The organism is Bacillus sp. FSL K6-6038 (assembly GCF_038050455.1).
GTDB lineage: Bacteria > Bacillota > Bacilli > Bacillales > Bacillaceae_G > Bacillus_A > Bacillus_A pseudomycoides.
This window is the reverse complement of record NZ_JBBOUH010000001.1, coordinates 4,941,853-4,956,861: the sequence shown is the minus strand read 5'-3', so window position 1 is coordinate 4,956,861 and position 15,009 is coordinate 4,941,853. Positions and strand designations below refer to the sequence as shown.

The following is a 15,009-nucleotide window of genomic DNA, read 5'->3' as shown; positions in this document are numbered from 1 at the left end:
AAACATTTTTTGTAGGAAAATAGCAAATTCTATTATAAATTTAATATTTTTGTTGTAAATTGTCCAAGTGTTTATTATAATCTTACCCCGGCATTTTTCATACATTAATGCACCTTTTCCTATTTTCGTGTAAAATTAGGAAATAAAAACTTTTTTATAAGGCAGGTACGAAAATGAGAACAGCTATTGTTACTGATAGTACAGCATATATACCGAAGCATATTCGTGAAGAACTCAATATACATATGATTCCATTAAATGTGATTTTTGGAACGAATTCTTATCAAGAAGAAGCAGAAATTACAGCGGATGATTTTTATGTAAAAGTACGTGAACATGAAGAACTTCCAAAAACTTCTCAACCAGCAATTGGAAAATTTGTGGAACTATTTGAAGAACTGGCAAAAGAATACGATGCGGTGATTTGTATCCATCTTTCAAGCGGAATTAGCGGTACATATCAAACAGCAACGACAGCTGGGCAAATGGTCGAAGGGATAAACGTATATACGTATGATTCTGAAATTAGTTGTGAAGTACAAGGGTTTTATGTGCGTGAAGGTGCAAGAATGGTAAGCGAAGGAAAGGCGCCAGAAGAGATTTTAGCTAGGTTTGATGAAATGAAGCAAACGATAGATGCTTATTTTGTTGTTGATGATCTCCATCATTTGCAACGCGGTGGCCGTTTAAATAGCGCGCAAGCATTTATCGGTAGCTTATTGCAAGTAAAGCCAGTTTTATATTTTAGAGATAAAGTTATTATCCCGTTTGAAAAAATTCGCACACGCAAAAAGGCACTAAAGCGTATCGTTGAAATTTTCGATGAACATGCGAGTAAAGGTATGCCGATGGAAGCTGTTATCATTCATGCAAATCGTGAAGAAGAAGCGAAAGAGTGGCAGCAAGAATTAGAGGAAAAGTACCCTCATGTTACAATCCGCATCAGTTATTTTGGTGCTGTAATTGGAACGCACTTAGGAGAGGGATCACTAGGTCTAGGGTGGTATACAAAATAATAAAAATGTAAAAGCTCTCTTTTTGTAGAGAGTTTTTTACGGATATACGTATGCCTATTTGACAAGTTAATATTTTGAAGTGATAAAATTTAATTTATATAAATACGGATTGAAAGACCGACATAAAGTGAAACTTTAATCAGTGGGGGCTCCATCCCCCACTGATTATTAGCCCTCGCCAATTGGGCCTTTAGGGACAGTGCCTTTTTTAGCCCTATTCCATGTGAAAACAGAAGGAGAAAATGAGTGGGAGTCTCCTTGTGTTCTTCATAGTCGCAATTTATATGTTGGAAAATCAAAATGCATTTATAAAAAATAAGGAAAGTTTTATTACTTACTTTTTATAAGAAACTATTTTATAATAAAGGAGAGGTGAAACATATGGAGCATAATTCTTGTTTATGTCCAAAGTTTGAGTCGGCTTTTACACTTCTTAGTAAAAAGTGGACGGGTTTAATTATTAAATCTTTGTTAGAAGAGCCGAAGCGATTTAGAGAAATTGCGGATATTATCCCAAATATGAGTGATCGTATGTTGTCAGAGCGTTTAAAAGAATTAGAGAGCGAAGGTGTAGTCGTTCGTAATGTGTACCCAGAAGTACCTGTTAGAATCGAATACGGATTAACAGACAAAGGAAAAGCATTAGAAAGTGTTATGAATGAAGTCCAAAATTGGGCTGAAAAATGGGTGGAATAATAGATTGTTCGATGAATAGAGAGAAAAAAGCACAAGGAGTGTTCCTTGTGTTTTTTTTTATAACAAATGTATGACAATTGTACAAAAAAATAGCGCGATTCCCTTAAGATTCTACAAGAAAATACAGGATTAGAAGGAAAATGTCAGGAAATTACAAACGTAATATTACATTTATTTTACAAAATCGTAACATTGATAAAATATCTCCCGAAATATGGTATAAATTTAAATAGATTATATACGGAAAAGAAAAAAAGAAAGCGGTGTAAAAACAAAATGAAAAAGCTAAAAATGGCATCTTGCGCATTGGCTGCAGGATTTATGATGTTTTCAGTGGTAACACCAAATGTATTTGCGGAAAAGATTGAGGATGTAAAAACACAAATTAACTCACAAAATGACACTTTACATAAACAACAACAAGAACGTGACGAGCTTCAAAAACAAATGAACGACTTAAATAAAACGGTTCAAGATTTAGATACGTCTGTTCAAGAAAATGCAGCAAAACTTGATGAAACAACGAAAAAAGTTGAAGAAACGCAAGCATTAATCGAGAAGAAAAATCAAAACATTGCAGATTTACAAACGAAAATTGCAAAACGTGAAGAGTTATTAAGAAAGCGTTTAGTAGCGCTTCAAGAGCAACCAAATACAAACGTTGTAACAGAAGTTGTTGTAAACTCTAAAAACATTGCAGATTTAGTAGATCGTTTAACTTCTGTTTCGAAAATTCTTGAATCTGATGAAGATATCATGACAACACAACAACAAGATCAAGCAACTGTGAAAAAAGATGTTGAAACGGTAAAAGAAAAACAAAAAGAATTAAAAGAAGCGCAAGTGAAAATCGAAACTGCAAAGAAAGAACTTGATGCTGAAAAAGCGAAAAAACAAGAAGCAGTGAACGATTTAAGCGGTAAAATGGATACAGTTGTAAACAGCATGACAAGCACAGAGGGTCAATTAAAAGAGCTTGAAAAGCAAGCATTATACTTACAACAACTAGCTGAAAAAGAAGCGCAAGAAAAAGCAGCACAAGAAGCTGCTGCGAAGAAACAAGCAGAGCAAGCTCAGCAACAAGCTCAGCAACAAGCTCAGCAACAAGCTCAGCAACAAGCTCAGCAACCGGCACCTGCAAATAATGGTGGACAAGCTAAGAAAGAAGATGTTAAGCCAGCACCTGCTCCAAAACCAGTTTCAAAACCAGTTCCAGATACGGGTGTAATTGGAAAAGCAAAAAGCTTAGTTGGTATGAAATATGTTTGGGGTAGTTCTTCACCGTCAAATGGCGGTTTTGACTGTAGTGGATTAGTTTCTTATGTATATGGTTTAGGACAACAAGATACAAGAAGTTTATGGGGATCTGTACAAAAAATTAGCGCATCTGAAGCGCAACCAGGTGACCTTATCTTCTTACAAGGTACTTACAGAGCAGGCGTATCACACGTTGGTATTTACATTGGTGATGGTCAAATGATTCACGCTGCTGATGAATCAACTGGTGTTACGTACGGTAGTGTAAATAGCAGTTATAACACAGCTCATTTCTTAGGTTACGGTAGATTATAAGATTTTTAACTAAATAAAACATGTGTATAAAGTCGATAGCTTACTATTTTAAAAGTAGGTTATCGGCTTTTTTGAGTTTTTACGAGAGAAAGAGAAAGGCTTATAGTAAAGCTATATAAATATGAATACGCATAGAAAGACCGACATAAAACCATTCCTTTTAGGTGGGAGAGAGTATCCGCTTATGGATAGGAGCGGTCAGTGCCTTTTTTAGCCCCATGCCAAGTAAAAACAGAAGGAGAAAATGAGTGGAGAACTTCTTTTGTTTGCATAACCGCGACTTATATGCCAGAAAATTAAAATGGATATATAAGTGTAAATTGAAAAAATGAAATAAAACCTTTCTTTTTAGACGGGAGAGAGCATCCGCTTATGGATAGGAGCGGTCAAGTGCCTTTTTTAGTCCCATGCCATGTTTAAAACCAAAAGAGAAAACAAGTAGCGGTCACCTTTTATTCTTCGTAACCGCGACTTATATGCTGAAAAATCAAAATGGATTTATATAGGGGGCGTTACTATGCTAGTAGGAAGACAAATGCTACGAGAAGAACTTTCGTTTTCGAAAGATGAACTAGAGCGTTTGGAAAGACAAGGAGATATTTCTTTGGAAAGAGGTGTCATAAAGAAATCGTCACATTATGTATGTCAGCGCTGCGGAAATAGCGAGCAACGGTTATTTGCTTCGTTTTTATGTAAAAGGTGTAATCAAATGTGCACGTATTGCCGAAAGTGCATCACGATGGGGCGAGTGGGAGAATGTACAGTAATTGTTCGCGGTACTCGTGATATAGAAAGCGAGTCCTTGTCACAACCTTTGCAGTGGGAGGGACAGCTATCACCTGGACAAGAAATAGCAGCGCGCGGCGTAACGGAAGCTGTCCGCCGAAAAGAATCTTTTTTTATATGGGCAGTATGTGGAGCTGGTAAGACAGAGATGCTTTTTTATGGTATAGATGAAGCTTTACGAAAAGGCGAGCGGGTTTGTATTGCAACACCACGGACTGATGTGGTGTTAGAGCTCGCACCCCGTTTACAAACTGTTTTTCCAGATGTACCGATTGCTGCGTTATATGGTGGTAGTTTGGACCGTGAAAAGGAAGCGAGACTCATCGTTTCTACAACGCACCAGTTGCTTCGTTATTATAGAGCATTTGATGTTATGATTGTGGATGAAATTGATGCTTTTCCATATGCGATGGACAAGATGCTTCATCATGCAGTAGAGCAAGCGAGTAAAGAGCGAGCTGCGCAAATTTATTTAACTGCAACCCCGGAAGAAACATGGAAACGTAAGCTATGGAGTGGTAAACAAAAAGGTGTAATCATTCCGGGGCGTTATCATCGTCAGCCTTTGCCAGTCCCAAGGTTCCGGTGGTGCGGTAATTGGAAAAAGGCGCTAAAACGAAAAGAAATCCCACATGTTGTTTTTGAATGGCTAAAGTATCATCTCCTTAAACAATCTCCTGTTTTTCTATTTGTTCCTTACGTACGTTATATTGATGAAGTAAGTGTATTATTAAAAAAATTAGATGATCGCATTGAAGGTGTTCATGCTGAGGATCCAAAGCGAAAAGAAAAGGTAGCTTCGTTCCGAAAAGGAAATATCCCATTATTAGTAACGACGACGATTTTGGAACGCGGCGTGACGGTAGAGAATTTACAAGTAGCTGTGTTAGGGGCGGAAGAAGTCATTTTTTCGGAAAGTGCACTTGTACAAATTGCTGGCAGGGCCGGCAGAAGTCATCGCAGGCCAGATGGTGATATTCTTTATTTTCATTATGGAAAAACAGAAGCAATGATACGCGCAAAAAAACATATTCAATTTATGAATAAAAAGGCAAAGCAAGAAGGGTTGATACATTAATGCATTGTCTACTTTGTCATGATTTTATTTCAGAAAGCGTTAGCTGGTATTCTTTTTTTATTCAGTCTGACAGGCGGTGTATATGTGAGCGATGTGAACGGAAACTTTCCTATATTATAGGAGAAATTTGTGATGACTGCGGCAGACCATTTGAGTCTCTGTCAGAGGAGTATAGAGAAGGTAACCTTTGCAAGGATTGCGTAAGATGGCAGGAAGAGAGAAAGTTTCTACCTATAAAAAATCGATCTGTGTACGTCTATAATGATTGGATGAAGGAAGTATTAGCTCAGTTTAAATTTCGTGGGGATGCTGAGCTTGTTCGTATTTTTCATGCGCACTTTGTAGCTACATTTCGTAAGTATTTTTCAGACTGTCATGCGATGATTCCGATTCCGCTTAGTAAGGAGCGAGAATACGAGCGTGGTTTTAATCAAGCGGAATTGTTAGCATCTTGTTTACCACTTAGTTTTCTACAAACATCTTTAAGTAGAAAAGAGACGGAAAAGCAAAGTAAAAAGAAACGTATAGAGAGGCTTTCAGTAGCGAATCCCTTTTATTTTCACAAAGAAGAAATGTTTATTGGGCAGCATCTTTTACTCATTGATGATGTGTATACGACAGGAATTACGGTTAGGCAAGTTGCAAAGTGCCTGTATGATGCAGGTGCTCAAAAAATTTCTAGCCTTACTCTTTGCCGCGGGTAATATATGTATGTCGAAAGATACAATAAAAAGACGACAAGACTTCTTTGACTTGATATGTTGTCATTCGTTATAGTCAAATTATGGGGTAAATACCCTTATTTTTAGAGTGAAGGGAATGGAACGAACATGCAAGGAAGAGTAAAATGGTTTAATGCAGAAAAAGGATTTGGGTTTATCGAGCGTGAAGACGGTGATGATGTTTTTGTTCATTTTTCTGCAATTCAACAGGATGGGTATAAGTCGTTAGAAGAGGGACAAAAAGTAGAATTTGACATTGTAGATGGTGCGCGTGGACCACAAGCAGCGAATGTTGTGAAATTATAATTTCGAACGAAGGGTTTTGTGAGAAACATAGAGCTGGGGTTGTGGCAACGGTTTATATATATTCAATTTGATCTTCCAAAATATAAATTGCGGCTATGAAGAACAGAAGGAGACTTGTCCCCTTCTGTTTTTTTTGCGTGGCATGGGGGGAAGTCCTGTCCGCTCTTATGCAAAGACGCTCGTTCTCACCAAAAAGAAATGGTTGTATATGGTTCTTTCAATTTATAACTTTAATTTGATTTCACGGCACATAAATTACGGTTATAAAAGACAAACAGAGACTTCCGCTCATTATCTCCTTTTGTTTTTCCATGGCATGGGGCCAAAAAAGGCTCTGCCCGCTACTAGCCATGGGCGGATGCTCCCCCCCACCTAAAAGAGATGGTTGTGTTTTCGGCCGGTCTTTCCATTCAAATGATAAAAATGTTGTCAAAAAGTTGTTTCTTTTCTGTAACGAATTGTCCATACTTATATTCGTTATTTACGATGTTAATAGGGTAAAATGTAAATAGAAACGATGCATCTTTTCTTTTCAACAAAAAACGATAAAAAATTTCAATTTCCCTAACTTTTTCAAAAAAGTTAGCAGGATTTTTTAAGCCATTGTCGAAATTGTATACATAGGCTTGAAAGGAGGAATTCATCTATGAAATTCAACATTCGTGGTGAAAATATTGAAGTAACTCCAGCATTAAAGGAATATGTAGAGAAAAAACTTAGCAAATTAGAGCGTTATTTTGATACATTCCCAGAGGTTAAAGTTAATTTAAAAGTATACTCTGACAAGCAACGTGTCGAGGTAACAATCCCATTTACAGATTTATTACTTCGTGCAGAAGAAACTCATAGCGATATGTACGCTGCAATTGATTTAGTGGTTGATAAAGTTGAGCGACAAATTCGTAAACATAAAACAAAAGTAAATCGTAAATTACGTGAAAAAGGCTCTCCGAAAACTGCATTTATCCTTACAGAGCCAGCGGCAACGTTGGAGGAAGTGAAAGAGGATGAATTAGAGCTTGTACGTACAAAACGATTTGATTTAAAACCAATGGATGTTGAAGAAGCCATTTTACAAATGGATATGTTAGGTCATAACTTCTTCGTCTTCACAAATGCGGATACAAATGAAACTAATGTTGTCTATGGCCGCAAAGATGGAAAATATGGATTAATTGAAACAAAATAATAAGTAAAGAACGCAGCTGTAAAAGGCTGCGTTTTTTTATTGTTTATAAAATGTTTTACGTGTAGACCGATGAAACATATGAAAGTCTTTGAGTTTTCACTCTGTTATTTTTGGGAAGACATACCGCTGTCTCAGAATGGGACAGGAAACAAAGAAGTTTAGTAAAGGATGAAATCGCTATAAAACGCCTATTAATCAAAATTTCAGCTAATTTAGGCTATGCGTTTGGCCAGTTGTTGTCATAGCTATAAAACAAGTGTTACAATTATCATTAGGTTTATACTTTTTTTGTTTTTTTAATTAGGAGAGAAAATGCTAGAAAATAAATTTGCGTTTTATAACGACTGATTAGTGAGCAGAAATATAGAGCACGATCGGAAGTTTTATTTTAATAAAAGAGGAGCGTATTTCCTATGATCGGTATTTTAAAAAAGGTGTTTGATGTAAACCAGCGCCAAATTAAACGTATGCAGAAATCTGTGGATCAAATAGAAGGGTTTGAATCATCGATTCAATCGTTAACTGACGAACAATTAAAAGGGAAAACAATTGAATTTAAAGAGCGTCTTACGAAAGGCGAGACAGTAGACGATTTATTACCAGAAGCTTTTGCGGTTGTTCGTGAAGCAGCGACACGCGTTCTTGGTATGCGCCCCTATCCTGTGCAATTAATGGGTGGTATTGCCTTACATGAAGGGAATATCTCTGAGATGAAAACAGGGGAAGGTAAAACATTAACTTCTACTTTACCGGTTTATTTGAATGCTTTAACAGGTAAAGGTGTTCATGTTGTTACAGTCAATGAATATTTAGCGCAGCGTGACGCAGGGGAAATGGGACAACTACATGAGTTCCTTGGCTTAACAGTAGGAATTAACTTGAATAGCATGTCACGTGAAGAAAAGCAAGCTGCTTACGCTGCTGATATCACATATAGTACAAACAACGAGCTTGGTTTTGACTATTTGCGTGATAACATGGTGCTATATAAAGAGCAACGTGTTCAGCGTCCACTTCATTTCGCAATCATTGATGAAGTCGATTCCATTTTAGTTGATGAAGCGCGTACGCCGCTTATCATTTCTGGACAAGCACAAAAATCAACAGAACTATATATCTTTGCAAATGCATTTATTCGTACGTTAGAAAATGAAAAAGATTACTCATTTGACGTGAAAACGAAAAATGTCATGTTAACAGAAGACGGGATTACGAGAGCAGAGAAAGCTTTCCATATTGAAAACTTATTTGATTTAAAACACGTTGCACTTCTTCATCATATTAATCAGGCGCTTCGTGCACACGTTGTAATGCACCGCGATACAGATTATGTTGTACAAGAAGGCGAAATTGTAATTGTAGACCAATTCACTGGTCGTCTTATGAAAGGCCGCCGCTATAGTGAAGGTTTACACCAAGCGATTGAAGCAAAAGAAGGCGTAGAAATTCAAAATGAAAGTATGACATTAGCAACCATTACATTCCAAAACTACTTCCGTATGTACGAAAAGTTATCAGGTATGACTGGTACAGCGAAAACGGAAGAAGAGGAATTCCGTAACATTTATAATATGAATGTTATCGTGATACCAACAAACAGACCAGTTGTTCGTGATGACCGTGCCGATTTAATTTTCAAAACGATGGAAGGAAAATTCAATGCGGTTGTTGAGGATATTGTAAAACGCCATAAGCAAGGGCAACCAGTTCTTGTTGGTACAGTTGCAATTGAAACATCTGAACTTATTTCAAACATGTTAACACGTAAAGGTGTACGTCATAACGTCTTGAATGCGAAAAACCATGCGCGTGAAGCGGATATTATTACAGAAGCAGGATTTAAAGGCTCTGTAACGATTGCGACAAACATGGCTGGTCGTGGTACGGATATTAAACTAGGCGAAGGTGTAAAAGAAGCTGGTGGCCTAGCGGTTATCGGTACAGAACGTCATGAAAGTCGTCGTATTGATAATCAGTTACGTGGTCGTTCTGGTCGTCAAGGAGACCCTGGTGTGACGCAGTTCTACTTATCAATGGAAGATGAATTAATGCGCCGCTTCGGTGCAGATAATATGAAAGCGATGATGGATCGCCTTGGTATGGATGATTCACAACCAATCGAAAGTAAAATGGTATCTCGTGCTGTAGAATCTGCGCAAAAACGTGTAGAAGGAAACAACTACGATGCACGTAAACAGCTCTTGCAGTATGACGATGTACTTCGCCAACAACGTGAAGTAATTTATAAACAACGTCAAGAAGTAATGGAATCTGAAAACTTACGAGGCATTATCGAAGGTATGATGAAATCTACTGTAGAACGTGCTGTTGCCCTTCATACGCAAGAGGAAATTGAAGAGGATTGGAACATTAAAGGTCTGATTGACTACTTAAATACAAACCTTCTTGAGGAAGGTGATGTTAAGGAAGAAGAATTACGTCGCCTTGCACCAGAAGAAATGAGCGAGCTAATCATTGCAAAATTAATAGAGCGTTATGATGAAAAAGAAAAACTTCTACCAGAAGAACAAATGCGTGAATTTGAAAAGGTTGTTGTATTCCGCGTTGTAGATACGAAATGGATGGATCATATCGATGCGATGGATCATCTTCGTGAAGGTATTCATTTACGTGCTTACGGTCAAATTGACCCGCTTCGTGAATACCAAATGGAAGGATTCGCAATGTTTGAATCCATGATTGCTTCCATTGAAGAAGAGGTTTCTCGTTACATTATGAAAGCAGAAATCGAACAAAACTTAGAGCGCCAAGAAGTAGCTCAAGGTGAAGCAGTTCATCCGAAAGATGACGGTGAAGAAGTGAAAAAGAAACCAGTCGTAAAAGGTGAACAAGTAGGACGTAACAACCTATGCAAATGTGGCAGTGGTAAGAAATATAAAAACTGCTGTGGTATTGGGAAATAAGGAAAAGTGGCGCCGACTGTTCAGCCCCGTTGGCTAGGGTTCTTTCTTGTGCGGAAGGTTCTTAGACATGAGGGGCTAGGAGGCAGAACTGGATCAAAAGAAAAGCGGAAGCGGCTCGTTCAGAATATCAGGCGCTCCAAATCGATCTTACACGAAATTTTATTTTCAAAATGGAAAAGTTTTAAAAATATCCATATAATAAAAAGGGACAAACTCTCTCTGTAATAAGCGGAGGGAGTTTCCCTTGTTTTATATAAAAGCGATAGCAATTACATAGAGGTGAAGAGCATGGAATTAGTAGAAATTAGGCAAGAATTAGAGAAAATGGCTAAGAGATTAGCGGCTTTTAGGGGGTCTCTTTGACCTTCCTACAAAGGAAAAACGCATTGCAGAATTAGAAGAAACAATGATGGGTGCAGGCTTTTGGGATGATCAACAAGGCGCACAAACTGTAATTAATGAAGCGAATGCGTTAAAAGAAATGGTTGGGAAGTTTCGTCAGTTAGATGAAACATTCGAAAATTTAGAAGTGACGCATGAACTTTTAAAAGAAGAATATGATGAAGATTTACATGAGGAATTAGAATCTGAAGTAAAATCTTTAGTTCGAGAAATGAATGAGTACGAGCTTCAGCTATTATTAAGCGATCCTTATGATAAAAATAATGCGATTTTAGAACTACATCCAGGTGCTGGTGGAACAGAATCACAAGACTGGGGTTCTATGCTATTACGTATGTATACACGCTGGGCTGAAAAACGCGGGTTTAAAGTAGATACAGTCGATTATTTACCAGGCGATGAAGCAGGAATCAAAAGCGTAACATTGTTAATTAAAGGTCATAACGCTTACGGTTACTTGAAAGCAGAGAAAGGTGTACATCGTCTTGTACGTATTTCACCGTTTGACTCTTCAGGCCGTCGTCATACATCGTTCGTATCTTGTGAAGTTGTACCTGAATTTAATGATGATATCGAGATTGAAGTGCGTACGGAAGATTTAAAAATAGATACGTACCGTGCAAGTGGTGCGGGTGGACAGCACGTTAATACGACGGATTCAGCGGTTCGTATTACACATACGCCAACGAATACGGTTGTAACATGTCAATCCGAGCGTTCGCAAATTAAAAACCGTGAACATGCGATGAAAATGTTAAAGGCGAAATTATATCAAAAGAAATTAGAAGAACAGCAAGCGCAGTTAAATGAAATTCGTGGTGAACAAAAAGAAATTGGCTGGGGTAGCCAAATTCGTTCTTACGTATTCCACCCATACTCTCTAGTGAAAGACCACCGTACAAATACGGAAGTTGGTAATGTACAAGCGGTTATGGATGGAGAAATTGATCCGTTTATTGATGCATATTTACGCTCTCGTATTTCTTAAGAAAAAAAGCCAACGGACTGTTGGCCTATCGTTGAGGAGATAGAGGGGAATAATGAGGTACATCTTGTCTGTATTGATGAGAGAAGGAGGAAGAGGAGTTGGGTGACAACTTCTCTTTTTGATGAGCTTGGTTTTATGATACAAGGTCGTATATTGTTTTGTAAAAAGTAAAAAATATTAAGAAGCAAGCTATAAATGATAAGGAAGCCGTATAGAATTTTTCCTTTTCTGTTTTGTAAAAACAGTATCTTTATAGTAATTTACATTTGTTCACAGAATTGAAACAATTGGTGAAAGCTTTATATGAGTAGGGTTCTCATCCCTTTTGTAAAAAATATCCTATGGAGGTTGGTTTTTCTATAAGGGGATAATTATTATAATGGCAAGTGAGAGCTATGTGAAAGTATGGCTATATCAATAATAAGAAGGATATCAACAATGGGGAGCGATATAAGTGAAAAAGAAATTGTTGGCTATTGCATTAGGAACATCATTAGCTTTTACTATAGGAGCATGTGGAAAGAAAGAAGAAAATAAATCTTCTAATCAATCTGCAAGTACAGATAGTGCAGAGCAAATTTTCAAAAAAAGTTGTGCAGGTTGTCATGCTAGCGACTTATCTGGTGCAACTGGACCTGATTTACGAAAAGTAGGCGGTAAATACGACGCGGCGGAGATTGAAAATATTATCAAAAAAGGCCGCGGTTCAATGCCAGCGGAACTTATTCAAGGTGAGGATGCAAAAAAAGTATCAGAGTGGTTAGCAGAACATAAGTAAGAAAAGCGGAAGTGGCTTGTTTAAAATCGTAGGACGTTGGAACCCCCGACAGAGAGGCATTTTTTGTCTCGTCCGAGGGAGTGAAACGGCCGGAGATTTTAGCCACTGCAGCTAGACAAAAGAAAAGCGGAAGTGGCTTGTTTAGAATAGAAGGAAGAAGCAAAGCCACTGAGCATTCTAGCCGCTAAAGCTAGAACGTAAAAAAAGTGGAGCTGACTGTTTAGCAGTGTTGGCTAAGGGGCTTTTTTGTGTGGAAGGTTCTTAGACATGAGGGGCTAAACAGTCAGTTTTTGGGGCTATTTTATAAAAGGCTAGACTTATAAGATGCTTCATAAAATGATATAGACTTGTTTATGATATATATGTATCTATTTTGATTTTAAAATAGATAAACTGCTGCTATGAAGAACAAAAGGTGACCTATACTCGTTTTCTCTCTTTGTTTTAACTTGGCATGGGGTAGGAAAAGGATCTGACCGCTTCTATGCATGGCCGGATGATCTCTCCCATCTAAAAAAGAAAGGGTTTATGTTTGTTTTTTCAATTTGTACTTATATAGTTAGGAATTAACCTTTTATCGAGGAAAGGAAGCTTTGAATAACTGCTTTTTCTTGTTTCTTTTTGCGCTGTAACATAACTGTAACAAAACTGTATCCGAATTGGAAACCGAATGATGTTACAATGTAGTTTGTAGAATTTTGCTGAAACATGTACATAAGCAACAGTGATAGACTGAAACTGCTGTTACTGTTATTTGAAACAACAGAAATACTTTAATAGGTTTGTAGTACAGCAGAGTGTAAGTAAGAGTGGGAGCTTTTGCTTGCATGTTCAGATAGACAGAAAAAGTATGTCGAAAAAAATCATTAAGTATTGGGTGATAAATAATGATAAAAATGACGAATGTTTATAAGGAGTATCCAAATGGTATGAAAGCCATCGATGGACTCACAGTTAGCATTAAGCAGGGTGAATTTGTATACGTAGTTGGACCGAGTGGAGCCGGAAAATCTACATTTATTAAGATGATGTATCGTGAAGAAAAACCAACAACAGGATCTATCAATGTGAATGGACTTGTAATTGAAACGTTAGCAGAGCGAGATGTACCATATTTTCGCCGTCAGCTAGGCGTAATTTTCCAAGACTTTAAATTGCTACCTAAATTAACGGTATATGAGAATGTAGCGTTTGCTTTAGAAGTAATTGAAGAAGAGCCTGATGCAATTCGTGAGCGTGTTACTGAAGTACTGGGTCTTGTAAGCCTTGAAGATCGTGCGGACGCACTTCCAACTGAACTTTCAGGTGGAGAACAACAGCGTGTGGCGATTGCAAGGGCGATTGTAAATAAGCCAAAAGTTGTGATTGCCGATGAGCCGACAGGAAACTTAGATATTGATACAGCACTTGATATTATGAGTATCTTTAAACGTATTAATGAGCGCGGTACAACAATTGTTATGGCAACACATAACGCAGATATTGTAAATACAATTCGTCATCGCGTAATTGCGATTGAAGGCGGAAAAATTGTTCGAGATGAGATTGAGGGAGGATACGGATATGAAGACTAAAACCCTTAGTCGGCATTTACGAGAAGGTGTAAAAAATCTATCCCGTAACGGATGGATGACGTTTGCTTCTGTAAGTGCAGTAACAGTTACATTATTACTTGTAGGTGTCTTTTTAACAGCGATTATGAATATGAACCACTTTGCAACGAAAGTGGAGCAAGATGTAGAAATTCGTGTACACATTGATCCAGCGGCGAAAGAAGCGGATCAAAAGAAATTGGAAAAAGATCTTAGCAAAATTGCAAAAGTAGATTCTGTTAAATATTCTTCTAAAGAAGAAGAGTTAAAACGTTTGATTAAAAGCTTAGGTGACAGCGGAAAAACGTTTGAGTTATTTGAGCAAGATAATCCACTTAAAAACGTATTTATTGTAAAGGCGAAAGAACCAACAGATACAGCTACAATTGCGAAAAAAGTTGAAAAAATGCAGTTTGTAAGTACAGTTCAATATGGTAAAGGCCAAGTTGAAAAATTATTTGATACAGTGAACACAGGCCGTAATATTGGGATTTTGTTAATTGCTGGTCTATTATTCACAGCAATGTTCTTAATCTCTAATACAATCAAAATTACAATTTATGCACGAAGCACGGAGATTGAAATTATGAAACTTGTAGGTGCGACAAACTGGTTTATCCGTTGGCCGTTCTTATTAGAAGGTTTATTCTTAGGTGTACTTGGTTCAATTCTCCCAATTGTTGTAATTTTATCTACTTATAATTCGCTTCAAGGTATGTTTAACCAGAAGCTTGGAGGAACGATTTTCGAACTTCTTCCATATAGTCCGTTTGTATTCCAACTTTCCGGTTTATTAATGTTAATTGGTGCATTAATCGGTATGTGGGGAAGCGTAATGTCAATTCGTCGCTTCTTAAAAGTATAAAAAGTTGCAAACATAATTCGTACAAGCTTATCATATAGTAGAAATAGGTAAAGGCATCACACAATGTGTGATGCCTTTTGCTACACCACCTGTGT

13 protein-coding genes are annotated in these 15,009 nt (G+C 37.4%); 12 read left to right on the top strand and 1 reads right to left on the bottom strand.

Annotation, left to right across the window (positions count from 1 at the left end):
• Positions 1-173: 173 nt before the first annotated feature.
• The 10 genes from NSQ40_RS26205 to cccB all read left to right on the top strand — a co-directional run bounded on the left by NSQ40_RS26205 (position 174) and on the right by cccB (position 12,457).
• Positions 174-1,016, top strand: a complete 843-nt coding sequence (locus tag NSQ40_RS26205; RefSeq protein WP_006096565.1) for a DegV family protein — start codon at positions 174-176, stop codon at positions 1,014-1,016.
• 381 nt (positions 1,017-1,397) lie between these two features.
• On the top strand, positions 1,398-1,712 hold the full coding sequence (locus NSQ40_RS26200; RefSeq protein WP_033796543.1) for a winged helix-turn-helix transcriptional regulator: 315 nt from the start codon (positions 1,398-1,400) through the stop codon (positions 1,710-1,712).
• 276 nt (positions 1,713-1,988) lie between these two features.
• Positions 1,989-3,284, top strand: coding sequence for a C40 family peptidase (locus NSQ40_RS26195; RefSeq protein WP_098101112.1), 1,296 nt, complete (start codon positions 1,989-1,991; stop codon positions 3,282-3,284).
• A 517-nt stretch (positions 3,285-3,801) separates the two neighbouring features.
• Positions 3,802-5,148, top strand: a complete 1,347-nt coding sequence (locus NSQ40_RS26190) for a DEAD/DEAH box helicase (RefSeq protein ID WP_098715658.1) — start codon at positions 3,802-3,804, stop codon at positions 5,146-5,148.
• Positions 5,148-5,852: a ComF family protein gene (locus tag NSQ40_RS26185; protein ID WP_033796544.1), complete on the top strand. Its 705-nt coding sequence runs from the start codon at positions 5,148-5,150 to the stop codon at positions 5,850-5,852. Before NSQ40_RS26190 ends, NSQ40_RS26185 begins: the two co-directional genes overlap by 1 nt.
• Positions 5,853-5,978: 126 nt before the next feature.
• The gene (gene cspC, locus NSQ40_RS26180) at positions 5,979-6,176 is read left to right on the top strand and encodes a cold shock protein CspC (protein WP_001162040.1); all 198 of its coding nucleotides are present in this window, start codon (positions 5,979-5,981) and stop codon (positions 6,174-6,176) included.
• Positions 6,177-6,822: 646 nt separating this feature from the next.
• Positions 6,823-7,365, top strand: a complete 543-nt coding sequence (gene hpf / locus NSQ40_RS26175) for a ribosome hibernation-promoting factor, HPF/YfiA family (protein ID WP_003201824.1) — start codon at positions 6,823-6,825, stop codon at positions 7,363-7,365.
• A 413-nt stretch (positions 7,366-7,778) separates the two neighbouring features.
• The gene (gene secA / locus NSQ40_RS26170) at positions 7,779-10,289 is read left to right on the top strand and encodes a preprotein translocase subunit SecA (RefSeq protein ID WP_003201826.1); all 2,511 of its coding nucleotides are present in this window, start codon (positions 7,779-7,781) and stop codon (positions 10,287-10,289) included.
• Positions 10,290-10,577: 288 nt separating this feature from the next.
• Positions 10,578-11,679, top strand: a protein-coding gene (prfB, locus tag NSQ40_RS26165; RefSeq protein ID WP_097786915.1) for a peptide chain release factor 2 whose coding sequence is annotated in 2 segments (ribosomal slippage) — positions 10,578-10,649 and positions 10,651-11,679 — 1,101 coding nt in all. Because the reading frame shifts where the segments join, the coding sequence is not laid out codon by codon here.
• Between the two features lie 454 nt (positions 11,680-12,133).
• Positions 12,134-12,457, top strand: a complete 324-nt coding sequence (gene cccB, locus NSQ40_RS26160) for a cytochrome c551 (RefSeq protein WP_003201828.1) — start codon at positions 12,134-12,136, stop codon at positions 12,455-12,457.
• 566 nt (positions 12,458-13,023) lie between these two features.
• Here the strand turns inward: cccB and NSQ40_RS26155 are convergent.
• Positions 13,024-13,167, bottom strand: a complete 144-nt coding sequence (locus tag NSQ40_RS26155) for a hypothetical protein (protein WP_003201830.1) — start codon at positions 13,165-13,167, stop codon at positions 13,024-13,026.
• A gap of 177 nt (positions 13,168-13,344) precedes the next feature.
• On the opposite strand from NSQ40_RS26155, the gene ftsE reads away from it, so the two are divergent.
• Entirely contained in the window at positions 13,345-14,031 is a 687-nt protein-coding gene (gene ftsE, locus NSQ40_RS26150) for a cell division ATP-binding protein FtsE (RefSeq protein ID WP_003209063.1), read from the top strand.
• Positions 14,021-14,914, top strand: a complete 894-nt coding sequence (ftsX, locus tag NSQ40_RS26145; RefSeq protein WP_033796545.1) for a permease-like cell division protein FtsX — start codon at positions 14,021-14,023, stop codon at positions 14,912-14,914. Before ftsE ends, ftsX begins: the two co-directional genes overlap by 11 nt.
• Positions 14,915-15,009 lie beyond the last annotated feature (95 nt).